This window comes from Leeuwenhoekiella marinoflava DSM 3653 (assembly GCF_900129005.1).
In the GTDB taxonomy this organism is placed as follows: Bacteria; Bacteroidota; Bacteroidia; order Flavobacteriales; family Flavobacteriaceae; genus Leeuwenhoekiella; species Leeuwenhoekiella marinoflava.
The window spans coordinates 221690-245968 of the sequence record NZ_FQUN01000009.1; the positions used below are offsets into that span (position 1 = coordinate 221690).

A 24279-nucleotide genomic window follows, 5' to 3' on the forward strand; every position below is an offset into this window, starting at 1 on the left:
TTAATTCGAATTAATTCTAAAATGACTAATAACTATTAATCAGTTGCAAAACGATTTATAAATTCGATACACTTAGGATAATTTATTAGTGCTTTAGATTGTTTAAGTTGCTTTATTAGCTGTGGATTTTTTTTACAGAATGTCTCCAAATTTTCATCCGCAATTTTATTAAAGCTATTCTTAAATGAATGTTTGTTGACATTTTCCTTTTCAGAAATTTTAGTTTGAAAATCACCAATACTTTCAAAATTCGAATCTGGATGTAATGGCATTTCAGATATATAAAACTTATGGATTATAAGGTATTTTAATGCAACTAAATCATTTTCTGAAAAAGGTTTTCGGCCTGGTTTTTTATAGGGAATCTTAGGTACCTTTATTAATTCTTTTTTGGTAATTGAGTCAATCTTCGAAGTTGTTTTTTGCTGAAAATCATTAATGGTAAAGGCATAATAGAGCATCGCGTTCAGGTCTTTTCTAATCGATTTTATTTCGGTCGAATAGATTTTCTTTGACTTATACAGATAATTTCCTTTTTTAATAAAAAATTCTCCTCCTTTTTGGTGCGCGATTTCTAAGTAAGAAATAATTTCTTGTACAATTCTTGATCTCAGAGAATCTTTATTGGATTCTGTTTCAATTAAATTCAGTAAAACAGCATAAAACGGATATTTTTCTTTGAAATTTTCAATATGGCTTCGAATTTCTTCAATTCTATGTTTATCATCTATTATAGGGGCGGTTTCAAAATTCTTTAAAGCAATATCATATCTTTTTGTCCAATGCTTAAGTTCTCTTTGCTTTCTTGAAAGTTTGAGATTTTCTTTAAAGTTATCTATTTCCATACGTTATTCATAAAGTTGATTTGCTGATCTTGATTGGGCCTATAATAATTATTGAAAACCTCTATGCTTTTATGTCCTGTATAACTCATAATCACTTTATCGGGAACTCCTTCATTTTTCATAATTGTGATGAAAGATCTTCTTGCCGTATGAGAACTTATCCGATCTGAAAATGCCGATTCGGTCTCTATAATATCATTGCCATAACGCATTGTCTTTTTCACGATGTGATTATATTCCATTGCTTCAAACAATTCCTTTAAGTAGTCATTAAACTTTTGATTAGAAATTTTAGGAAGCCGATAGTCATATTTTTCTAAAATTTCTCTTGAATACCTGTTCAAAGGGATAGACAATGACTTAGAACGATCTTTTACATCAATAACATTGATAAAATCATCAACGATATCGTTCTTTTTTACTTTTGAATAATTAGAGTAACGCATTCCAGTACTACATCCAAAGACAAACAAATCTCGAACGCGTATCAGCTTATCGTTTTTCTTTAAATCGAATTGGTATATTTCATCGACTTGCTCTTTGGTCAATGCTACTTCATCAGTCTTAAATCTTTTGATATTTTTAAACTGTCTAAATTCGTCGTTATACGTGAACTTATGTGATATTGCCCAATTCATAAAGGTTTTAAACAACCCAATATTTCTACTTAACGTATTTGCAGAATGCTTTTTTACTTCAACCGAATAACTGATAAAAGCATTGTAAAATTCCTTATTGATCGTGTTGAAACGTAAATTATATGATTTGTGGGCTTGAAAATCCTCTAATAAGGTTTTGTTGTATTCATATCTCCGAATTGTTGTAAGTGTGTTTGCTTGATCTGTATTGTCATCTCTTTTATCCTGAAGAAAAAGCTCATAGACTTTAAAAAAGTCACTTGCATTTTTGCTGACCTTTTTAAACTCGATATTGAATTCCTCTTTAGTCATTTCAATAGTCAACTTCTCATTAATGGTTTTATACCGACTAATGAGTTCAATGTAAAAATTGGAATATCTTGATAATTGAATTTCAATTGCCCTGCGCAACTCTGCATCCTTTTTTCTTCCAGATAGGTTTGCCGGTCTTTTGTTTTCAAAATCCCAATCCTTGGGATGGATTTTCTCCCCAGTTGAATAAACAAATGTCTTACCTTCATTTTTGAAAGAAGCAGTAAAATAAATAAGTGACGTCTTATCTAAATTTGGGTATTTTAGCCTAAATGAATAATTCATCGTAAAATATTGGGTGTCGAATTAGGTGTTATAAGTGTTATGTTTTAATACTAAAACAAATATATAACTAAATATAAGAATATCATAAACCCTTGTAAAATAAGACATCTATGTATAATAGTCCTAATGAAGTATAATAGGTTCAAAACCCTCATTCTCCGCTGAAAGACCTATAAACGGCAACAAAAACCCTCTAAATCAATGATTTAGAGGGTTTTTCATTTTATTCAATATCATTTGATATCATTTAAATGCAGTCTAAAAGGGGCTAATTCGGTGTCACTTGATGATCCTAAAAAAGTTCCACCAGATAGCCTTAAGTAACTGTATTTAAAATAGTTAACTCTACATCAAAGTCAGATTTTTTTAGTACATTGGTGGACATCGATACACTAAAAATTATGTCACTCTCACTTTCTCTTTTATTTTATATCAAAAAAAGCAAAGCAGATTCTTCTGGAAAGACCAATATATACCTAAGAATCACGCTTGACGGACATCGCTCAGAATTCAGTATCCACCGCAAAACTCACGTCGATTGGTGGAACTCTAAATCTCAACTCGCAATGGGTAATTCGCCAGAGGTTCAAAATATCAATCAACATCTGAGTATTTTGCGAAATAAAGTCTATTCCATTCAACAAAATTTTGAAAGAGAAAATGAGACTTATACAGCGACTGATATTAGGGATGTCTTACTTGGCAAAGACAAAACGCAGAAAATGCTACTGGAGATCTTCCAAGAACACAATGAAAAAGTAGAAAGTCTTATCGGCAAAGATTTTTCTGCCGGAACCGCAGAACGCTATCGAACTTGTAAAAAACACGTAGCAAGCTTTATAAAGAAGAAATACAAGAAAAATGATATTCCTGTACAGGATGTAGATCATACCTTTATTACGGGTTTTGAATACTATCTGAAGACCACACGCAAGTGTGCACACAACTCAGCCATTAAGTATATCACTAACTTTAAAAAGATCATCCGGATTGCTCACGCCAACGATTGGATCGATAAAGATCCCTTTCTCCATTGGAAAGGAAAGCTAAAAATAGTAGAGCGCGAGTTTCTAACTGAAGAAGAAATTCAAAAAATAATAGAGCTCGAATTGAAAATGGAACGGCTCGATCAAGTTCGCGATATATTTATTTTCTGCTGCTTTACGGGTCTTGCGTATGCGGACGTTAAAAAGCTAAATGGAGGTGATATTAGTGTGGGTGCAGATGGTGAGGAATGGGTGAAAACAAAACGCTCTAAAACCGATACTAGAAGTAATATTCCAATTTTGCCCATTGCTAAAGTTATCGTTGAAAAGTATAAGGATAATGAGCTGCTGAAAGAAAAAGATTTGGTACTGCCAGTACTTAGCAATCAAAAAATGAATGCGTATATCAAAGAGATTGCAACTTTGGCGGGTATTACCAAAAACCTAACCTTTCATTTGGCGAGACATACCTTTGCGACAACGGTTACCCTTACCAATGGCGTACCGATTGAATCCGTGAGTAAAATGTTAGGCCACACTAACCTCAAAACTACTCAGCATTATGCTAAAATTTTAGATATGAAAGTGAGTAAGGATATGGCGATTCTACGATCAAAATTTAAATAAGTTCTAAAGGGGCATCCCGTAGTTTTTGTCTCTGTTATCATATTTTCGCAGATTATCTTGCTGGCCAGAATTTGGCTTAGGGATTTCCTCCCTTATTTTTATGCCTTTCTCAACAAAATTACTGGCGGCTGTCTTCCAATTTGTTATTTTCAGCCCTCTGCTCAGCTCCCAACCTTTGGCTTCGAAATGTGCATAGAACTTTTTTCCTTCCATAGCGGGCCAATTATTTTCTTTAAAAAATTTTAAAACAACCAGTTCATTTTTTGGCCTTGCCAGTTTATTAAAGTTTTCTATTGTTTTATGTTTATAAGAAGATACCAAATTTTGGCCTGGTTCTGGTACGCTATTGGCTAATTTTTGACCATCTGAACTAAAAAAAATATACATCTCAACTATTGAGCCTTGAGCCGGATGGTACGACGGGAAATATTTTAAATAGCCCCAATCATTAAGATCTTTGAGATAATTATGATAGGTTGTTTTTGATTTGAACTTTGCTTTTTGCATAATCGATTCCCTGTTTATGGTTATCGTCTTTTTAAAATATTCTCGATTCCATTTTTGAAAGAATGCGAGATACAATGTAATATGACCTTGTTTGATCCTGCGGTCGTTATTAAAACGCTCAAAAGCTTCATTGAGTTGGATGATGTAGTTTACTTTTTCCATTGCTCATTATCATTTGTGTCCAGATATTTCTTTTCCCGATAACGGACTTCATTCTTTTCTTCAACATATTTTTTTTCAAATATCAATTTCTTTTTGGGTGGTTCTGTTTGTTCAAAAAGAGAATACAGCATTGCAACGGTTGGTTTCGTTTGGTTCTTTTCAATGTCTTTCATTATGGCAATCATTCCGTTCATCCGTTTCTTAATGAGCAATGAAATTCGCTTTTCTAAGGTTTCCATATTAGGTCCCATTGACTCTACTGGGGATATTCCATTTTCCTTAAAAAAGTCCATCATTAAGAGTAATGTCATCGATTGGGATTTCGACAGGATTTTACTAAATTTCCTAAATTCAACAGCTACAGAACGTTTAATCTTTAACGTCTCAAATTCCTCTTGTTCATATCCTTTATCCATAGTTTTTAGTAAAATTATTGCCTGTTTACGACGGTTAACAAATATTTTTAGTAAAAAACAGCGTTTTTATTCAAATTCAAAAAAATAGAAAAACCCTGCAACATCTTATAAACAGTATGTTTATAGCGAAATCGAATATCCGTAACAGGGCGACTGCCTGTTACCCTCTTGCTATTCGATTCCTTCATTTCATTTCAGGATCTTCATACTTTTCAACAAAAGCTGAAAAGCTATTTTAGGTACTTTAAACACCATTCTTTTTTTAGTAATAAATGGAAGTTATATAATTTTAATTGATTGACAATCATATAATTAATTTAATTTATTAATCCATTATAGATGGTTTATATTGATGTTATTTGATACTCATTTTCTCTTAAAATCACATACTTATTATATCTTGAGCGTTTTCCTTTTCCTTTGACATTAAATTCTATATGCCTTAATAATTACCAAGTTTATTTGTAGCAAAATGATACAGATTAGCGTTCATATCAATTTTATTCACTTACTTCCCATAGCGCCATCGCCGTTACCTTTTCGGTAACAGATACTAAAATTTTGAACGAGTAAGAACTTATAAAAAAGAAGGCACGACTGGTTTATGCAGTTCGTCTCGGGGAAAATTTTAAACTTTGTGTAGAGAAAGGTTGTGGTAATCTTTTTGTTAGGCGAATGCTGTCGCTTTTTCTGCGACTGGGTTCAAGATAGTGTAGTGAACCGCTTTTCTCGGAATGAAGCCCTTCGACTGCGCTCAGGAGAACCTTTTTGCGAAATGTAGAGGAATGGGGTGTAACGGGTTGTAATTACTATTCGGATTTGTTATTATGAGCCGAATAGCATTCCTAATCGGTTCATAAATAGCAGTTTTATAAGTTGAATAACCTTAATCAGTGTGTTTGAAGAATGTTTTTAAAATGTTTTAAATCATTGTAAAGCACATCTTTATCAATCATTCTAAATAACCTATAATTGTTACAATGTAATCCACTATTACATTTTTTTAGACTCTGACCCGAATTACAATAACACAAATCTCTTATACTTAGTTTTTTATTTTGCAACCTTTGCAGCATTAATCTACCAATATTCTTGACATCATTTACACCTAAAATATCTTGATAGGATTGAACTATTCCCATTGAACCGTGATCATATTCGTCATAGAAATATTTTTTATTGATTTCGTAATATGAATTGTTCTGGAAATACCTAATTACAATCTCATCGATAAAATTGAGTAAAGATTTTATTTTAGTTTTTAAAAGTACCTGAGATTTTGCCACGGTAGTAAAACAACAAGAACCTGAATCAGTATACATATGCCTATCCAATTTATTTGGAATGCGCCCTCCAACCTCTAAGACCGTTGGAAACACTTCTGGATACATATCTAGTTTTATGACTACCTCATAGCTATCACTATCTGGCAGAAATAATTCACCACTTAAAGAATTACTCTTTAAGTGGTAAACTAACCCATTATGCTTTGTTAAAACATCTTCAATTTCTTTACTAATATCCATATGGCTTTGGTTTAATAATTGCAGAACCTAGAGAACTTTTTAGATGATTACTTTTAGATTCTTCACCTTTGTCATCACCTAAAGGGAATCTTACTCCAAACTGATTATTTCTTAATATTTCAGACGCTGCTTTAAAGTTCTTTTCTTCCGAAGCTTTATCACAATCTTCTTTAAGGCTATTAAGTGTTGACAAGAAGTTTGATTTTCTAGTTTCATTATAGCTTTCAAATACATCTTCATCTGAAGGAGTTGTAGGTCTAAAGCATTTGAATCCGTTATGTTTATTCAGTTCTGCATCAATAGCTCTTATGGTTTCTCTAAAAGCTTCGTCTAAATTATCTGCATCAACGTAATGATTAGTTGCTAAAATGGTTAGCTCAAATCCACTAGGTAGCTTTAAATTAGAGTTTTTGTTTTCTCTGAAATTTTTCCAAGCTTTTAAACAACGTACAATAGCTTCTAATCTAGACCTTGTTTTCTTTTTATCATTAAACCACTCATAAAATTCTTTTGGATCACTTTCTAGCCAATCTTTCGATTTATGAGCCAGCTCAATAGTATCATCTTCTTTAAAATAGATTGGTAGATCTATATGATGGCCGTCGGCAAACACAACTCTTACGCAAGTTGTTTTTTTTATAGAATCTTTCTGGGTGTGATTTTCAGTTGATTTATATACCCAATCGTGCCAGGTATTAATCGATTGTTTAATGTCATCATCATTTTTTTTGATAAAATAAACGCCATAATCGGTGTCATAGTCTAATAAAGGTTTTCCATCTCCATCATATGCTACAATTGGATTTATGGTGGTTCCCATTTCAGAAGAACCTTGGGGATGAAATTTTGGTTGAATTTCATCTGATTTATTTTCACTGAACCATTTTTTAATTTTTTTCTTTAGATCTTTTCTACTCTTTTTTAGATCTTCTTTTCTACTTTTACTTAGCTTGATTTCTTGGTCAAACTTGTTAAATTCTTTGTTTAATACTGCCATTTTAAAAATCGTGTTTTTTGTTATTACTAACCCATTTGAGGTCTTTAAATTCTCCTTTGGTCTGGTAGGGTGACCTATTTGTAAAATATCTTCCTGATAGTATTTTTTCATTACCATCATTAATAAATTTAACTACTTCTGTACCATAGTGTGGTGGAAAGCCTTGTTCTATACTACCTTCGTTATGATAGTTGTATATAAGATTATAATGTTGGCCATCCGGAGTGGTTTCTACATACATCCCCTTATTTATGGATGGTGATGATAGAGAACCATCAGGCTTTTTCGTAAATGACGAAACAGTTATTTTACTACCTGATTGTGAAACAATTTTAATATGTTCTAATTCGCCTGTTTTTACATTTCCACCATCATCTTTATATTGATATACCAATTTTCCCTCGTATCTACCGGAGAAATCATCAACCCAAAACAACCACTTAAATGGTCTAAACTGCCATAAATACTTTGTTATTAAAGTTATTAGCAAGGTTAAACCTCCAAAAACTGAAATCGATAAACCAAAGGATTCTTTCGTCAGGTATATCAGAACGAAAGCAACAATTACAATTCCTATGAGGTATTTGGGATGGTAATATTTTAAATAGTCTTTTTCCATATTGCATTGTATTTAAGATTAATACTGCAATACTACGATCCTAATATGCAATGTAATTGCATAGTTCCAAAAATAATGGAGAGAGAAGTGTTAGTTTGCCTGGTTGAAGTCTTCCACAATTTTAAAAATCACATCAGCTTGTTTCTCCGTAAAAACGCCATCTATACCCATACTGTGGAAGTTTTTAAAAGGTGAATCATATAGTTTACTAGGCTCGATGGTTCCATTTGTGGTTAAGAATTTCTTGATGGTATCCAGAAACTCTATTTGAATGGCATTAAGCCGAAAGTCATTGATGAATTTAGCGAAAGTAGCATCTACCTTTTCGGGACTTAAGCCCATTAATGACACGATAAATTTTACTAGGCTAAACTGAGTACCTAATTCTTTTTCGATGGCTTCTTTTTCTATACCACCCGTAAATAGTATGTTCTCTAATACTTCCAATTCTTCTTTCGTAATGGTCTCCCCTTTTCTTATCCTTGCTATTGTAATATGATCTTCATTTTTACGTATCAATTCTTCTAGGCGATAGACATTATTTTGAAAAGGTGACGGTGCATATATAGGATCACCCTCACTTGCCATTCCTCCTGCAACAATTTTGTCTTCAATAATATAATCTGCAAAGTCTGTAGTTACATAACGTTGGTCTATTGGATCTATATATTTTACGAGCTCACGCACTCCTTTTCTTAGTTTTTCAAGATGAACGATGCCTTCTACTTTCCAGAAATCCTCTTCCAGCGGTAACTTGATTAATGCTTCTTTAGATTTGACAGCCGGTATTGTTGTTTTCTTTAATAGCTTTTTTGATGTACTTACTACTTTTGAAATAGGTATCATAAAGCTATTCATATATTCTTCGCTATTAGGTGTTTCTAGTCTTTTCGTGATTAATGTAAATAGTAATTTGTCATAATACCTGGCTAAGTCTGTATCTCCTTTTTGTGGTTTTACTAAAGATGCTAATTCATCTTCTATACGTTTGACATCACGCTTTGATAAATGATTCCAGACTTCCCGATTATCGTTCCCAAATTCGTGGACAATTTCTAGTTTCATTTTTACATCAAACCGCTCTAAATCCAGTGTGGAAATATCTCGATGCAAACCATCTAATAATTCGGTTCTAAAATCTTGTAATGATTTATCATCTATAAACTGATTGCTTTTTAAATATTCTGCAAGTCGTAATCGTAAACCAAATAAAATCTCCGTCAAACTCTTTTGTGAGCTTGTTTCAATACCCTCTGGGTTTTCATTAAAAAATTCAAAATTGCCACATAAATCAAAAATCAAGAAATGTGTTTTGTCCTCACCTGCTCCAAACAAATCTGGACGTAATCTAGAACCACGACCAATCATTTGCCAAAATTTAGAATATGATTTTACTGGCTTATAAAACACGAGATTAACACAACTGGGTGCATCAATCCCTGTATCCATCATATCTACTGAAATAGCTATTTGTGGTAAACGTTCTTTCTCTTCGTCACAAAAACGATTTATAAACTCTTTAGCTTTAGGCTCATTATGGGTTATTACTTTTACATAATCATTACCAAATTGTTCTTTATCGAGCTCCATAAAGGTATCTTTAAGAAACTGTGCGTGTTTTTGGTTTTTAGCAAAAATTATGGTCTTACCTAATTCGTCACCACCACGTTTTTTAATACCATGTTCAAGTACATATCGCAAGGTTTCTATAGCAGTAGGTTTATTAAATAACCAACTATTTAATTCTGAAGAGGCTATCCATTCATTACCTGTTGCTTCTTCACCGTCTAATATTTCTTCTTCAAATTCTTCCTTTTCTTCATCAGACAATTCATCGTATTTAATCCCTTCACGAAGAAATTTAGTAGGAATTTCAATCGTGTTGTATGGTGATAAATGTTTATTATCTACTGCTTCTTGAAAGGTATATGCATCTGTAGGCGATTTATCCGCCAGCCCAAAAATGTGATAGGTGTTTTTGTCAATACTATTTTTTGGTGTTGCTGTAAGCCCTAAGAATAAGGCATCGAAATACTCAAATATGGCTTGGTATTTTTTATATATAGAACGGTGTGCCTCATCAATTATAATTAAATCGAAATGTCCAACGCCATAAAAACGCGCTTCTTCATCACGACTACGATCTATTAAACCCATCATTGTTTGATAGGTGGAAAACGCAAAGCGTGCGTCTGGATTGTCTTTTTCTTCTAATAGATTGACACTAGTATGCTCTGGTAAATGCTTTACAAAGTTGCGCTTTGCTTGATCTACTAAACTAGTTCTGTCTGCTAAAAATAAAATACGTTTTGCCCAATTGCATTCTAGCATTAATTTTGAAAATGCAATAGATGTTCTTGTTTTACCTGTTCCTGTAGCTAATACTAAAAGTGCACCACGATTAGTTCCTATTAATTTACCATCGCTTTTATCATTACCTGCAAAATGTTCTGTAATACTTTTTATGGCACGCATTTGATACGAACGTCCTGAAATCTCTGTATCAATTGGTGCTGTACGAATATCCATGCGGTGTGTACGACGAAACATTGCTGTTTGTAATTCTGCTTTGGTATAAAAACCGTGAACTCGACGTGATTGTTTATAGAACTGATCGTCCCATAAGAAAATTTCATAACCATTACTGTAGTACATTACTGGTCGACGACCATGCATTTTTTCTAAACTATCGGCATACAGTTGTGCTTGATTTTCACCTTTACTCGCACTTTCCAAGGTTCGTTTTGCTTCTACTAGCGCTAATGGTAAACCATCGTCATCCCATAGTACATAATCTACATATCCAGTTTCCGACTTATTTGTAGACTTTGGCATGTATTGCACCTTATATTCTTTATCGTTTATTCCCTTTAAATCCCAACCTGCTTCACGAAGTGCTACATCTATAAGATATTTGCGTGTCTCTGCTTCGTTACGTGGGTGGTTGACTTCATCTTCTACATTAGCCTCTACTTTATTTGCTTCTATTTGCGCTTGTAGTGCTTCAATTTGCTTCTTAAATAATTCATTTTCATCAGCCAATTGCTGCCTTTCGGCTTCTTTGGCTTTTAGTTGCTCTTGATACGTGTCTAGTTCTTTATCAAGTTGCTTTTGTAGTTGCTGTATTTGTTTTCGTGATAGTGTACTACCACCTTCTTTAGGAATGTAATGAAAATCGAAAATTCCGATTTCATTTACTGGTTCTTTTGCATATGATTTGATAAACCACTTCCCAAAATAGAAGAGTGCCTCTATAGCTTTGTGTGAATCTATATCGTTTACAGGTTTATTGTGTGCTGCTAAGTTTCCTGCATTCTTAATAATGAATAATTCATTATATAATTTATGATTGAATTGTTCTTTAAATTCTGGCTGTACTAATAAGTTATGTAAGGTGGTGTTATATTGTTGCTCCAGGTCTTCATCATTAGCATACATCCAATTTATAGCTTCTTCTAACGCCATACGACTATACACAAGTGATGTACGTGGGTCTGTAATAACCAACTGTTCTGCCTTAACCGCTCTATCATGAAAAGTGGCAAACTCGTTTTTAAGAAACTGGAAATTTGAATTCATACTTCTAATATACTAATGTGTTCGGAAAGTATTCCATTTTGTTTTTAAAATACCTGCTAATGCTACTTCATAAAAATACAATTCATAGTCATTTAATACTGGATATAGCGCCACCTTAAAATTTCTCAAAATCTCCCTTTTAGGCTCTAGAATACTATTACTAGAACTTGCTCTAGTAAGATCTTCATTTTCATTTTTTGCCATTAAATAAGCAAGGGTTGACTCATTATGCAATTTACCAAAACCGTGCTGTCTTAGTCTTCTATATACAGTTCTACTAATACCAACATATACTGGTCTTACTTTACAATCCATCTCCTCTCCAAAAACATACAAGCCTTTAAACTCATTATTAGATTTTACTTTTCCTGATTTTATATTTGGAAGATATCCCAACTCATTAAATGCTTTTTTATTACGTATCACTGAATACTCTGGTTGAACGGTACAAGTCTTATGTAACTCAAAATATAAATCTGCAATCGTTGAACATTTTTTATGATTTAATCTCTTAATAACATTTAAGGAAATGTCATTTGCTTTATCTAGCAAAAGGTTTAGATTTTTTGGATATACTTCTTCTTTGAAATTCATTATTTAATTAAAACCGTTTTAAATGCTTTTTTAACTTCATTAATTAAATTAATCAGACTTGTTAAATCTTTTTTATTTGTATCTAATATTTGTAATTCTTTAAACGGAATACTTATACTTAGTTCGTAACCAAAAGAAATGTCAAATTGAGAACGATTAGAGTCAATTAACTTTTCATCCCATTTACAGTATTTTTTCCATTCATAATCATCATCAAAAACATTATCAAGTAGGTTTTTAATAGTATCCCAATGCAAACTTCTTTTCTTTCTGCCAGAGTGATTATAAAAATTAGCTTTGGTATATAGTGGCTTTTTAAAATCTTTTTCTCCTGCCCATAGTCCAGTTATATAACTTTGACCAGAAAATTTAATATGGTAATTTTTATTAATTTTTCTATCCTCGTTATTTATATAAAGCGTTTTTTTAAACTGAGGTTCTCCTTCACTTTTAAAAATATGGTAACCTTGTGCTTTAGTATTACCAGGATATACAGAAAAACGAACCTCCTCTGTCTTTTGGTTTAAGTATATAAGAACTTCTTCTGCCCAACCAAAATTACATTTAATACCCAAACGATTATTAATTGCTGTATTGTCTGAGTTTTCAATAGCATCATTTAACCTTTTTGAAATACTACTACTATTTTCAGTAAAGCTCAATACACTTAGTGACAATTGCGGTAGCCATTGGTAGTTGTGCATTTTTATGTACGAAATAAAATTATCTAATAACCTAGATTCTTTTTTTATAGCAAACTGATAATTGTTTACACGAACTGCAATTTGCATAATTAATGGCCAATTAAAATCTACAGCTGTAACATCGTTTTGGATTGTTAAAGACTCGTTACCTTTAATCGTATTATATGCTTGGTTATATAATTGTGCTGTACTATTATGATTATTAGGTTTAACTTCAAAAATGATAGCCATGTTATCTATTTGAATAAACATATCAGTAATTGCATTATAATCTTGATCGTGATTTTGATTATAGAAATCATTTCCCATAGCATCACCACTTATGCGTACTGCAAATAAATGATCAAAACCTTCTATAGTTTCTACAGGTTTTTGAATATCAATTTCTATTGGGTTTTTATTTGTATAATCATCAAAAAGGTTACTGTAAGCATTCTCTTTTTGATTCAAAATATATTTTAAAAACTGATGTAAAAACACATCGTTTTCTTGTAAAGCGATTGCTAAAGCCCTAGTTAGATCGTCTTCTAACTGGTAGTTCTCTCTATTTACTTTTGTATAAGTCTTGTAGATGTTTAAGTATTTATTCATTTTTAAATATTTCTATCTTTTTAATTGCACCAACCATCAACTCATTAAATCTTCTCCAGCTTTTTCTTGATTGCTTTTTAATTTGATTACCATTATTAAACTCAAAGAATGATGCATTTGCCTTTTCTACATAACTTAGGTAATTGCCCCAATCGTATCGTGTTGTTTTAGTCTTACCATTATAAATCTGCCTTCTTTTAGCACCCTTGTAAGTAAAACGTTTGAATAATGAACTTTTATGAATTTTATCATCGGTAGTATCTGCGTTGATAGTTAAAGAAGTGACTCTCTTAAAAGCTCGCTTCATAGAACGATTAAATTTTGAATAACCAGCAGTCTTTATCAAAGCACGTTGCCCATCATACTCAAAACCTAAATATTCTAATTTTTTATTTTTTTCTTTACCCGTGTTTTCATCAACTTCAATACCTTTAAATTTTCCATCTTCCTGATGAAAATGATATACTTTTGTTTTATCTGGGTGTATTTCTAATTTAGCTTTATCCTCTACTAAAAAGCGTATTCTTTTAATAGCTTCTTCTTGCTTATCTCTTGGCACTACTATGATTAGATCATCACTATACCGTTGATAAAATCCTTTTATGCTATTGCCATCTACATAATCTTGAACTTCTTGATCAAAATCTAACAAATAAATATTAGCTAATGTTGCACTTAGTGCTGTGCCTTGAGGTATACCCTTTTTTGCATTAGATTTTGAAATTAAATGCAAACTATTCTTTAAAAAATCAGCTTTCTCACAAAACGCTATGGCATTATTATCTTTTAAAAACCGTTTGTGTTTTATTGGTTTTTGCCTTTTTATATTTGTCTTTGGATCATTTGCTGTTTTCGTTTTAACCCATATTTCGTCTTTATAGTTTCTAAACAATAAGTCCTCATTTACATATCTCATATCAATTAAAGATTTGTAAACTCTAAAATGATCCTTAGGAAGCGTTATTGAACCATCCCAAACTTCTGCCCATTTTTGTTTAAGAATTTTGTGATCTAAGCTGTCAAAGAATTTAGTTACATCTGCGACAATAACAGTCAGCTCTTTATCTTGATTATCCTTTATAAACTGAAACGTTTCTAAAGCAAAATCTATATTGCATTTATTTTTGTTTTTCTTTCCTTTAATTTCTATTTTTCTATAGGCTACTATAGATTTATCGAAACTTTTAGTTTTGAGTAAATCATTATATTTTTTGGAAAGTAGATAACTGTAGTAAGAATAAATTTGAGCATCAAAATGACTAGCAAAATATATTTCTCTTGCTTTGGGTTTACCTTTAACTCTTGTGCGTTTTTTACTTTTATTAAGTAAACCTTTTGTATTCGCTCTAAATTTTCTTTGGAAAATAGTGCGGTGTAAAAAAGGAAGAAAACTATGCTTTGCAACTTTATTTTCATCCATAATATAACCTTCCAATTTAGAGGTGTCTTTACGCTCTAATGGAAAACCTATATGTGGATACTTTTTAAATTTAATCCAAGGATGTTCTTCTTTCTTCTTCATTATAAAAATAAGGGTCGAGATTCGCTAGTAGCAGGCTTATGATTGAACAATGCTCTGTCGGTAGTTTCACCATAAAATGGCTATAATACCGCTACACTTTTCAGGTATAATAATTGCTTATATTGTGATAGAGGTCATTAAAATAACATATCAACGTATGAACAACATTAAACTAAACAACTTAACAAGCACATTTCTGGCTGTTTTATCAATTGCAGCTAAAATAAATTCAACTTCTCTTGACATTGGTATTTAGCACTCACTTGACGTATATCTCAAATGATAATAATTGTGCGAAACGTTCTTCTCGGCCACTCGACCCTATTTTGTTAAATTTATATTCTTTTTATTAATTTCATAATTATAATTTTTTTTTATTAATGAGATTGCCACGTCCTACGTCCTCGCAATGACACCAACTACACCAACTCCCCTTTAAACGCTTTTTGCAATAAGCAATTAAACAAATCTTCACTTTCTTTTAACTCTTGTTTGGCTAAGGCTTTTTGTTGCTCAATTAACACTATTTTTTCTGCAAATTGATTTTGAAGATTAATAGGTGGTGCAATGAATGGAAACTTTTTAAAGCTTGCCATTGGTGGAAAATTAGGAATTCCTGCACCTCTATTAGCCCCAAAATATTTATCTCTAAAATTCTGTTGTGTAAAATGAAAAACAAAAAAGTCTTTTCTCATTTTTTGCTCATCTAATGTTATTTTTAATAAGGCTTGATTGATAATGCCTTTCTTGGCATCTTTAGGAATAATTGCAAGTTTACCCAAATATACACCTGAACAACTTATAATTATATCTCCTGGTTTAACTTCAAATCCTTTCAGTCTTTTAAAATTTTTGTCATCAATATAATATCTCTCAAAATTGAAATTATTATTTAACGCATGGTATTGCTCATATACTAAATAACCTTGTTCTACAAATATTTCTTTTTTCAAAGCGCCACCAAAAGGACCTCTTTTTATAGAACCTTTTTCATTGACTACCAATTGCTCTATTGTCCTCGTCTTCCAATTTTTTGGATTATTCACAACATCCCCAAACATATCCAAAAAGATAGATTGTGCTAGCAAGTCGTATTCTGTGAGTAGTTGTTTGGTTTTATTGCGTAAGGCTGCTGCATCGTCTAGTATGCTGGCGATGTGTTTTTGGGTTTCAGATTTATTATTTTGAATGTCAATTTTAGGAAAAGGAATTTCTTTATTAGAAAATCTTGAAATCCAATATCGTTTATGAAGTTGCGTGTCAATTCTAACTTGTTTCATTTGTTGATACACATACTTTAAATCAACAAAATCCCCCTTTGGTATCAGTATTTTCATTGCAGAGGATTTCACTTTAAAAGGAAAATTCACATAATGAAAAGAAGTCGTAAAGTCATCAAAAATTATAGCAGGAACATTTTTGAATATTCCTTCCTGATCGTTAGTATATCCAAGCAGAAAAGATTTACCCGCTGTTAAAACTGGTGTTTCAAAACTATCATCATAATCAGTTGTCTCAACTATATATTTTGTCGGTTGTTCATAATCTAAAACTTCGTTTAATTTTTTATATTCTAAATTCATCATTATTAAATAGAATTTAGATTAGCCAATATTTTATTACGTTCTTCAGATAAAAGATTGATTCTTTCAATTATTTCTGAAGGCGCATCACATTCAACTTCTTCATAAACAATTTCTTTATAGCGATTGATAGATAAATCCCAATCGTTCTCTTCAATTTCTTTAAACGGTACTAAGAAAGATTGCTCTGTTCTTGCTCGTTTATCTTGGTTACGTTTTGGATAACGGGCTAAAATATCTGGTAGGTTAAATTTACTATGTAGATTTTGTTGGTCTTCTGTAGATTCTTTCGCGAAAGCGTCACCAAACGAAAAGGCATCAAAGACTTCAGGTGCCACTAATAGGTTACGTTTATCGTCTAGTGATTTACCATCAGCCAGCATATCATAAAACCATACGTTATTGGTGCCCCCATTATCGGTTTTTGTAAACACCATAATAGCTGTACTTACTCCAGAATAGGGTTTAAATACACCACTGGGTAAAGAGATGACTGCTTCCAACTTATGGTTTTTTACAATCTCGCTGCGAATACTTTTAAAGGCTTTCCCGGCTCCAAATAATACCCCATCGGGTACAATTACGGCGGCACGACCTCCTTTTTTGAGTTGGCGTAGCATGAGGGCTAAAAAGAGTAATTCGGTTTTGGTCGTATCGGTTACATTACGTAAACCCGGTGCAATACTTTCTTTATCAATGGTGCCTTTAAAAGGTGGGTTGGCCAGGATTAAGGTGTAGGCATTGCTTACTTCATTGTCTTTACTTACGGCATCTACATCTACAATATTAGGTTCTTCTACACCATGTAAAAAGAGGTTCATCGAGGCAATACGTAGCATGGTAGCATCAAACTCGGTACCGTTAAACATGTGCTTGTTGATGTGGTCTTTATGTTTGTCTAGTTCGGTAACACTATAATGCTTGTCTATATATTCTTTGGCAGCAACTAGAAAACCAGCTGTACCTACTGATGGATCACAAATGGTATCTTCTAGCGTAGGTTGCATCATTTCTGTCATTAATTTAATAATGTGTCTTGGTGTTCTAAATTGGCCAGATGTACCACCACCTTCTAACTTAGATAATAAGTACTCATAAATATCGCCTTTTATATCTTGTTTAGACATATCTACACGCTCTAGCTTTTCCATTACTTGGTCTAAGGTAGCTGCTTTATTTATACCGAAAGAGGCATCTTTCATATAAGTGCTAAACAAGCTTTTTTTGCTTCCTAAACTACGAATGAAAGGGAAAATACCTTCTACAGAATCCTTAAAAATAGCATGACGCGCTTGCACGTCCATTTCTTTTAAATTCTTCCATCTAAAGTTCTGCTGTTCTGACCCGAAAATAGGGGAGTACTCTTTTTTCAAGCGTTTTGTCATACGCTCGTTACGTGTTTCGGTTTCATCTAAATCTTTTATGAAGATTAAGTATGTTAATTGTTCAACGATTGTGATGGTGTTGGATATTCCTCCAGTCCAGAAGGTATTCCAGATAGCGTCAATTTGTGATTTTAATTCTCCTGTGATCATGTATTTAGATGTGGTTATTATAATTAGTTTCTACAAATTCTGGAAGCCATTCTAGGATTTCCATAATTAAATGAATATTAGCTCTAAACGGTGTTTTTACAATATCTTCATCTGACAAATGAGAATAGCCATTAGTTGACTCCTTTAGTTTCCTAAAAGCGGATTTAATTTCTTGAGGTACACCTTTATTAAGTTTATGACCATTGGCATTTCTATCTTCCATAAATCTCGTACAGGATTCATGATTTGGTAAACCATTTCCTTTAAACAAGGCTGGTGGAATACAAGGTATTTCTCTATTAAGAGAAATAAAAATTCCCTCTAAAAAATCACGTTGCGCATTCAAGTTAACTTTACGATAATCTCTATCTTTATATGCATTAATGATTGAAACAAGGATACTTTCAAAATCTCTCGAAATAATTCCCTTATCAAATGCTACAAAAGCTTCTTCAAAGTCTATTCTAGCAGTTCTATAATTTGAAATAGCTATCTGTTCTGCTATATATTTGAACATCAAGTCTCGATCACTATCTTTCTTTTCAAAAATTTTGACATTATCTTCTAAAGCTTCAAAACGGTCAATGAAACCTGTATTTACACAGTAAGGAATGTGTTTCCCTATTTGTGTTGAATATGTGTCTATGTCTCTCATAGCTCTTATCACAAAATTATCCTTTTCCGTTTCCTGATCTGCTTCAATTTTGCCTTTCCCGTCTAGGATGACAAACTCTATTGTTGGATCATTACGCAATAGTTCGAAGCCAGTTTCCCAGTCTAATTTATATTCCAACTGAATGTTATTATGACGCGCTACTCCTGATAAGGATTCACAATAATCTTTTTTATCGTCAACTAATAATATTCTTAAAGGTTTTGACATTATTTTTATTTTAGTATTGTTATTAAAAATTCTACGTTATGCGGCATTATTCCAAAGCCCTCATTTTTTATTAATTCAATAGTTCCTTTATGTTTTTTTAAGATTAAGCCTATTAAGAACCCACCGAAACCACTACCAACGTCTGACCTTATTGAACTTCCTTTTGCTAGGAAATCTTGAATGGTAAACTCTGGTGGTAGTGGTATCCCATTATTGCGGATTGACAACTGAAATGAAATCGCATCTTTGGTCTTAATCTCTAACCATATTGTGGGTTTTTCTAAACTATCTTTAAATCCATGTTTTATAGCATTAGTAATAAAATTATGCATTAGGATTCTTAATTGTTTACGGTCTGCCAAAAACTCTACTTCTCTACCAGTTATTTTAAATTGAATTTGAGGATACTCTGAAGCTATATTTTGCAAAAATTTTTTGAGTTGAATGTTTTCTTTTAGTGGCTCTGAAATAGAAATTATTTTGATAGCTTGCTCTAAAATATAATCCATATCGGTTACAGCACGTTCCATTCTTTCAAGAGTGTTTCTTAAGGTGTGGATTTCTATTTGCTCTGGTGTATCTGTATCAAATACCGGTACAATTGTTTCGTTACTTTCAATTGTGTCTTCGGCTTTTATTTTTTTATTTAAAAAAGATTTTAATGATGTAAAATCATTGCCCAAACCAGATAAGGGTTGTTTAAGTGTGTGCTTAAGCGTTTTAATGAAATCTTGTTCTTGGTTTGTAACATTCTCACTTTGAGCTGGTTTTTCTGACTTTCTAAACTCTTTAAAAAGGATATTTTTTTGATCTTCTAGACTTGGAATCTGAATTTGAATTTCCATTAAATCCCTTATACTCAATCTAGCTATAGTAGCCCCTTTGGAATAATATTCTACTTGTTTAGTTACATAGGCTTGGGTTAATTCTCTAGCAGCGTATTCACCTAAAACCTTATTGTCATTAAATTTCAACCAATACACATTTTGTCCTAGTGCAAAAGACATATCATTTGGTAAAACCGATGCCTTAATTTTATTATGAAACGCACTTAAGACTACGCCACCTCTCACTAAATGTTTATCTATATTTTGAATTTCGTCGTGGTCGATACCTAGCATATTGTCCTTTGGCTCAAAATAAAGACCATTTTTATCAATGTCTCCCATTTTAATCAGCTTATACTCACCGCCAACATATAAACTGTTTTTATTACGGAACATGGCACCGTATTTACGCTGTTCGAGTAGTTGGCCAACATGATATAAATTATGACCAGGTTTAACCTCTATATCATCAATATCAACTACATATCGCTTTGGGTTTAGATCATAATTAAAAAGGTCTTGATTTGTTATCGTTCTGGAAACATCTCGAACTAATTTTTTAGTATTAATAGTTTTAACTACCTCTGACATATCCTCTTTTACTATGTTTGAGGCATCTAAAAAGAATACTTGATTATCTCTATTATTAAAATCGAAAATAAGCATAGAAACATTTATTGCTGTATTATCGAACATGCCATTAGGGAAGGCAATAACAGCTTCTAAAGCACCAGAGTTTATTATTTGCTCTTTAGCTTCCTTATTAAATGATGCTTGACTACTTAAAACACCTGACGGCACGATTAGTATAGCCTTATCTAAATCATTATGATTATTCTGTAATTTTGATAAAATAAGGTCGAACTCCCTTCTTGAATTTCTGGCCGCACTTCTACTAAATGGTGGAATGAAAATACCTGTAGTTGTAGTTTGGGACATTATGTAGGTAAAATTACCTCGGTCAATTAATTTTGAAACGATCCTGTTGATTTGATTATCATATTCAAATTCATTAAAAAGGTTCGGGTTATGCTCACTTTTAATTGAGAACGTTGCCCCTTTATTATCTGCTGCAATTTTTAACAGGAAATCATTATACCCTTCAAAATAAGTTTCAATAGAATTGTCATTTATTTCAAACCAGTTTAGGCCTGATAAAACTGCTATTAACTTATCACTTAATCTTAACGAGTTACTCTTTGATTGTTTAAAAAACCAGTTACATAGCTTATGAGCCACAAGCAATTTTTCTCGAGGATGATTTTTTCTATCTGCATAATTTATTTCTGGTTCTGAAATAATATTGTGCTTGTATTCGTAATTATCCTCATGCAATAGTTCTTCGAGTGCATGAACAAGTACATCAATTTTATTTGCTCTGCCATAAGTTCTTATCGCGTTGGATTCATGTACCAGCCTATTACGATAGTGTTGAAATTTTAAGCTAACAATATCATCTTTTACCAATTTAATTTTGCCTATCTCCTTTGTAAACAATTTTGAGTAGTTTTTAGCTCTTGTTGTTACTTGCGAAGCAGATACAGGAAGTCCATCTTTACGTTTGTAAAGTTTTTGATTATTTATAATATCAGCTATATCTCTTGAAAAAAGAGGTTTTTCTGCGTTTTGCAGTACTTGTTCTATAGCTTCGTGTAAGGTCATAATTATTTTATATCTCTTTTAATTTTACTCTGCAAATTAATGAATAAAGTATGCAAGGTATTCGCATACTTAGCTAGTGTAAAACTGCTGCATTGTATTTGATTGTTCTCTCATTTGCTCTTTTAATCGCTCTGGCTCAAGCACCTCTAAATCTTGACCGTAGGATAATAACTGTTGTACTAATTCTTTATTTATTATAGTCTCAAACCAAACTTGGTCTTGTTTTTCTTCTTCAAAAAACTCTTCAAAATCCGGTTGAAATGGTTTTGTTTTAAAATAGTTTTCTCTCCCGTTATGGAAGCGTAACACTACCTTTTCTACTTGCGCTTCAATAGGTCTTACAACGCCTACCATTGTTCTAAAAAATGTTTCCCAATCAGTATGTGATTCTATGTATTCAACATCTTCCAGTACTTCAAAAGTTATGATTCTCTCGTCTAAAGGAATACTCCATTCTACGACATCTCTAGTCTTATTTAGTCCATAAACAAACCACCTTCTGTTATATTGTTTTAAAATATGTGGATGAAATTCAAAAATCGATGATTCCTTATCTTTAAAGCCTTTATAAATTATTTGTAAAGCTTGTTTTTTCTTAATCGCTAGATATAATGGCTTGAGGTGTTTTATCCCTTTGTATTCTTCGTTATGATCATAAAACAAGATTTTTTTAGCATCATTTTCTTGTTCCTCTTCATCTTGAAACTTAATTAGAGCTTCTGCCAGCTTGTTATATTTTGGATGATTTTCAAATCTTTCGAGTAAACGACTTGTTGCATCTACCAAATATTGTTCATATTCTAGTAAAGGTCTTTGCGCGATCGAAAAATTTGGGTTTGTATATCTATAAATGCGAATATTGGGTGGCAAGGGCGCTTCAAAACCTTCTTTTTTTCTTCGGAAAATAGCTAAATCAGAATCAAGTTGGCGTAATTGAATTTGTTCTCCATCATAATTATCTTCTAGTTTTTGGTTTAAAAATGAAAGTAGCTGTTTCTTTGAAAGAGCTAAATTTTTAAAACAATAATCTAGTATATTATATCGGTAATGTGCGTGCTTACTATTTGCCATTATACTATTCTCTTTAGTTCTTTTAGAATGACCTTGATTATATTGTCTGACACCTCCAATCCAGTAGTAATCTCCATCCATCGAGGAATCAATTCTTGTACATCCTCAATAATCCCTTTAGGATTTTTTATAGCAAATTCTTCAGCAATGGTAAGTAAATCTTTTATGGTGATCTCTGCACGCTTTCCATTAATGGATAGAGCTCTTGAAGTTGTTTTGAATGTAAACAGCGGATTCAGCGCATACGTCAAATCGTATGCTGGCCCTAAGTTCCAGCTATTCGTTTCTTTGTTATAAATAAAACTGTGGTTCTTTAAATGGTCATCCACATTTCTAAATACAACATTAAATACCATACGCTTGAACAGTTGCTGTAAATCTTTATGTGGTACTTCAAGTCCTAAGGCTACTTTAAAAACATTTTCGTAAGATGAGTTTTCCGGTTGGCTTTTAAAATCCCAACCCGTTAGCCCTGTAACAGTCAATACGTGTTGTTTTTCTCCGTGTTGTCTATCGTATCGTAACGTAGCAAAATGTTTATCTTCGATTAATTTAGATGGCATCATATCGATACCTGCTTCTTGCGCTAGTAAATAATAGGCGTATTCTACTTTTTCTTTATTGTAGCCATCGCTGTCATCAAGGTGTAGCTTGACTAGATAGTGATTATAGTCCTCACTCGTTTCTCTATCTCCGGCTATGATTTCGCCAGTTTCTTTATGTTCCGAGATTAAGATCTTAGGCCTGGCACCACCTGCTGAAGTTCCTATTTTAAATACATTTAAAAGAGATAGTTCGCTTAAATCTTTACCTGTCGTATCTTCTTTGAGCTTAAGTACCTTCTCTAAGATATTAATTACTTTATCAATATTTACTTTTGGTGAATTGGGTAATTCTTCAATGGGTTTGTATTCTAAGGCTCCCATACCACGATCTGCTACATAAGCCAGTTGTTCCAATGGTGTTACTTTTTGGACACCTCTCGTGGTTAACCATTCCTGAAAAATGATATTACCGAAAGTGTCCGGTAACGAATCAGCTATCATAGGTGGTAAGCCTTGAAAAGTATCTTGTTGGTATTCGGTAAATACTTGTGCAGGTTTGGTGCGTTTAAAAATAAAGGGAAAGAGTTTTGAGTATTGACCAGACTCCAAGAATTCAGGGTTATATTGAAAAAAAGATTTGCCCTGATCTATATCATAGCCCAACTTTCCAATTTCTTTGCCAAATGCAATAACATCGATTATTTTATCTCTAGCCATCTATTAATACAGTGAAATGTCATTTTGATCAATACTAATTTTATCTATTTCTTTGGCAATAAATTGTAATAACCCAAAATGATTTGCTACTTTTAAAACGTTATCGAGTGTGGCATTTTTACCATTCTCGATGTTTTGAATGGTTGTGCTCGCAACATCCAACACTTCCGCAAGTTCGTCTCTAGAGAGCCCATTCGATTTCCGAAGCGCCTTGCACGCCTCGCCAATCTTGACTTTCACATCTTTTATTGTAGTTACTTCTAACATGTTATACCAATATAATGGTTAAATATAAACTTTTTAATTGATATTTACCATTATAATACTAAATATATTATTCTGTAGGATTGATTTCTAAGCTTCATATTGTAAAAGCTGAACGATTCAATTTTAGTAAACTTTCGAGAAAAACACCGATTTTTGGTAATTATCTCATAAGTTTGCTATAAACGCATTTTTACAATATAGTTTGAATTCATTTATTGGAATTTGTAGACTCAATTTGTCAAATCCTTTCAAAACTCACAAATTTTTGTTAAAAAGGGG

19 protein-coding genes are annotated in these 24279 nt (G+C 32.4%); 1 reads left to right on the forward strand and 18 read right to left on the reverse strand.

The window, feature by feature from the left end:
* Positions 1-35: 35 nt before the first annotated feature.
* Positions 36-845 (reverse strand): hypothetical protein, encoded by an 810-nt coding sequence (locus BUB91_RS09590; RefSeq protein WP_073099015.1) that lies wholly within the window; start codon positions 843-845, stop codon positions 36-38.
* Positions 836-2080 (reverse strand): tyrosine-type recombinase/integrase, encoded by a 1245-nt coding sequence (locus BUB91_RS09595; protein WP_073099016.1) that lies wholly within the window; start codon positions 2078-2080, stop codon positions 836-838. The genes BUB91_RS09590 and BUB91_RS09595 overlap by 10 nt, the downstream gene beginning before the upstream one ends.
* Positions 2081-2481: 401 nt before the next feature.
* Between BUB91_RS09595 and BUB91_RS09600 the strand changes: the two genes are divergently transcribed.
* Positions 2482-3693 carry a site-specific integrase gene (locus BUB91_RS09600; protein WP_073099017.1) on the forward strand — a complete coding sequence of 404 codons (1212 nt, stop codon included), beginning with the start codon at positions 2482-2484 and terminating at the stop codon, positions 3691-3693.
* A 3-nt stretch (positions 3694-3696) separates the two neighbouring features.
* Here BUB91_RS09600 and BUB91_RS09605 read toward each other — a convergent pair whose 3' ends face one another.
* The 16 genes from BUB91_RS09605 to BUB91_RS09680 all read right to left on the reverse strand — a co-directional run bounded on the left by BUB91_RS09605 (position 3697) and on the right by BUB91_RS09680 (position 24000).
* Complete coding sequence (locus tag BUB91_RS09605; protein WP_073099018.1) at positions 3697-4362, reverse strand: hypothetical protein; 666 nt, start codon at positions 4360-4362, stop codon at positions 3697-3699.
* Positions 4350-4778: a BfmA/BtgA family mobilization protein gene (locus tag BUB91_RS09610; RefSeq protein ID WP_073099019.1), complete on the reverse strand. Its 429-nt coding sequence runs from the start codon at positions 4776-4778 to the stop codon at positions 4350-4352. The genes BUB91_RS09605 and BUB91_RS09610 overlap by 13 nt, the downstream gene beginning before the upstream one ends.
* Positions 4779-5668: 890 nt before the next feature.
* Positions 5669-6304, reverse strand: coding sequence for a hypothetical protein (locus BUB91_RS09615; RefSeq protein ID WP_073099020.1), 636 nt, complete (start codon positions 6302-6304; stop codon positions 5669-5671).
* Positions 6294-7301, reverse strand: a complete 1008-nt coding sequence (locus tag BUB91_RS09620; protein WP_073099021.1) for a cyclic GMP-AMP synthase DncV-like nucleotidyltransferase — start codon at positions 7299-7301, stop codon at positions 6294-6296. Before BUB91_RS09620 ends, BUB91_RS09615 begins: the two co-directional genes overlap by 11 nt.
* A gap of 1 nt (position 7302) precedes the next feature.
* Complete coding sequence (locus BUB91_RS09625) at positions 7303-7920, reverse strand: Cap15 family cyclic dinucleotide receptor domain-containing protein (RefSeq protein WP_073099022.1); 618 nt, start codon at positions 7918-7920, stop codon at positions 7303-7305.
* Positions 7921-8010: 90 nt separating this feature from the next.
* On the reverse strand, positions 8011-11499 hold the full coding sequence (locus BUB91_RS09630; protein ID WP_073099023.1) for a DEAD/DEAH box helicase family protein: 3489 nt from the start codon (positions 11497-11499) through the stop codon (positions 8011-8013).
* A 12-nt stretch (positions 11500-11511) separates the two neighbouring features.
* Complete coding sequence (locus tag BUB91_RS09635; protein WP_073099024.1) at positions 11512-12093, reverse strand: hypothetical protein; 582 nt, start codon at positions 12091-12093, stop codon at positions 11512-11514.
* Positions 12093-13388 (reverse strand): hypothetical protein, encoded by a 1296-nt coding sequence (locus BUB91_RS09640; protein WP_073099025.1) that lies wholly within the window; start codon positions 13386-13388, stop codon positions 12093-12095. The genes BUB91_RS09635 and BUB91_RS09640 overlap by 1 nt, the downstream gene beginning before the upstream one ends.
* Entirely contained in the window at positions 13381-14910 is a 1530-nt protein-coding gene (locus BUB91_RS09645) for a reverse transcriptase domain-containing protein (RefSeq protein ID WP_073099026.1), read from the reverse strand. Before BUB91_RS09645 ends, BUB91_RS09640 begins: the two co-directional genes overlap by 8 nt.
* A 419-nt stretch (positions 14911-15329) precedes the next feature.
* Positions 15330-16496, reverse strand: coding sequence for a restriction endonuclease subunit S (locus BUB91_RS09650; RefSeq protein WP_073099027.1), 1167 nt, complete (start codon positions 16494-16496; stop codon positions 15330-15332).
* A 2-nt stretch (positions 16497-16498) separates the two neighbouring features.
* Complete coding sequence (locus BUB91_RS09655; RefSeq protein WP_073099028.1) at positions 16499-18028, reverse strand: type I restriction-modification system subunit M; 1530 nt, start codon at positions 18026-18028, stop codon at positions 16499-16501.
* Between the two features lie 4 nt (positions 18029-18032).
* Complete coding sequence (locus BUB91_RS09660) at positions 18033-18911, reverse strand: hypothetical protein (RefSeq protein WP_073099029.1); 879 nt, start codon at positions 18909-18911, stop codon at positions 18033-18035.
* Between the two features lie 5 nt (positions 18912-18916).
* Entirely contained in the window at positions 18917-21400 is a 2484-nt protein-coding gene (locus tag BUB91_RS09665; RefSeq protein ID WP_073099030.1) for an N-6 DNA methylase, read from the reverse strand.
* Between the two features lie 69 nt (positions 21401-21469).
* A complete protein-coding gene (locus BUB91_RS09670; protein WP_073099031.1) occupies positions 21470-22471 on the reverse strand; it encodes a helix-turn-helix transcriptional regulator in 1002 nt (333 codons plus the stop codon).
* Positions 22471-23733, reverse strand: a complete 1263-nt coding sequence (locus BUB91_RS09675; protein ID WP_073099032.1) for a type II toxin-antitoxin system HipA family toxin — start codon at positions 23731-23733, stop codon at positions 22471-22473. Before BUB91_RS09675 ends, BUB91_RS09670 begins: the two co-directional genes overlap by 1 nt.
* A gap of 3 nt (positions 23734-23736) precedes the next feature.
* Positions 23737-24000 (reverse strand): helix-turn-helix domain-containing protein, encoded by a 264-nt coding sequence (locus BUB91_RS09680; protein WP_073099033.1) that lies wholly within the window; start codon positions 23998-24000, stop codon positions 23737-23739.
* Positions 24001-24279: the final 279 nt, after the last annotated feature.

What these genes read in the sequence shown, in the direction of transcription:
- BUB91_RS09590 (WP_073099015.1), bottom strand. Translation starts at nt 845, where the DNA reads ATGGAAATAGATAACTTTAAAGAAAATCTCAAACTTTCAAGAAAGCAA.
- BUB91_RS09595 (WP_073099016.1), bottom strand. Translation starts at nt 2,080, where the DNA reads ATGAATTATTCATTTAGGCTAAAATACCCAAATTTAGATAAGACGTCA.
- BUB91_RS09600 (WP_073099017.1), top strand. Translation starts at nt 2,482, where the DNA reads ATGTCACTCTCACTTTCTCTTTTATTTTATATCAAAAAAAGCAAAGCA.
- BUB91_RS09605 (WP_073099018.1), bottom strand. Translation starts at nt 4,362, where the DNA reads ATGGAAAAAGTAAACTACATCATCCAACTCAATGAAGCTTTTGAGCGT.
- BUB91_RS09610 (WP_073099019.1), bottom strand. Translation starts at nt 4,778, where the DNA reads ATGGATAAAGGATATGAACAAGAGGAATTTGAGACGTTAAAGATTAAA.
- BUB91_RS09615 (WP_073099020.1), bottom strand. Translation starts at nt 6,304, where the DNA reads ATGGATATTAGTAAAGAAATTGAAGATGTTTTAACAAAGCATAATGGG.
- BUB91_RS09620 (WP_073099021.1), bottom strand. Translation starts at nt 7,301, where the DNA reads ATGGCAGTATTAAACAAAGAATTTAACAAGTTTGACCAAGAAATCAAG.
- BUB91_RS09625 (WP_073099022.1), bottom strand. Translation starts at nt 7,920, where the DNA reads ATGGAAAAAGACTATTTAAAATATTACCATCCCAAATACCTCATAGGA.
- BUB91_RS09630 (WP_073099023.1), bottom strand. Translation starts at nt 11,499, where the DNA reads ATGAATTCAAATTTCCAGTTTCTTAAAAACGAGTTTGCCACTTTTCAT.
- BUB91_RS09635 (WP_073099024.1), bottom strand. Translation starts at nt 12,093, where the DNA reads ATGAATTTCAAAGAAGAAGTATATCCAAAAAATCTAAACCTTTTGCTA.
- BUB91_RS09640 (WP_073099025.1), bottom strand. Translation starts at nt 13,388, where the DNA reads ATGAATAAATACTTAAACATCTACAAGACTTATACAAAAGTAAATAGA.
- BUB91_RS09645 (WP_073099026.1), bottom strand. Translation starts at nt 14,910, where the DNA reads ATGAAGAAGAAAGAAGAACATCCTTGGATTAAATTTAAAAAGTATCCA.
- BUB91_RS09650 (WP_073099027.1), bottom strand. Translation starts at nt 16,496, where the DNA reads ATGATGAATTTAGAATATAAAAAATTAAACGAAGTTTTAGATTATGAA.
- BUB91_RS09655 (WP_073099028.1), bottom strand. Translation starts at nt 18,028, where the DNA reads ATGATCACAGGAGAATTAAAATCACAAATTGACGCTATCTGGAATACC.
- BUB91_RS09660 (WP_073099029.1), bottom strand. Translation starts at nt 18,911, where the DNA reads ATGTCAAAACCTTTAAGAATATTATTAGTTGACGATAAAAAAGATTAT.
- BUB91_RS09665 (WP_073099030.1), bottom strand. Translation starts at nt 21,400, where the DNA reads ATGACCTTACACGAAGCTATAGAACAAGTACTGCAAAACGCAGAAAAA.
- BUB91_RS09670 (WP_073099031.1), bottom strand. Translation starts at nt 22,471, where the DNA reads ATGGCAAATAGTAAGCACGCACATTACCGATATAATATACTAGATTAT.
- BUB91_RS09675 (WP_073099032.1), bottom strand. Translation starts at nt 23,733, where the DNA reads ATGGCTAGAGATAAAATAATCGATGTTATTGCATTTGGCAAAGAAATT.
- BUB91_RS09680 (WP_073099033.1), bottom strand. Translation starts at nt 24,000, where the DNA reads ATGTTAGAAGTAACTACAATAAAAGATGTGAAAGTCAAGATTGGCGAG.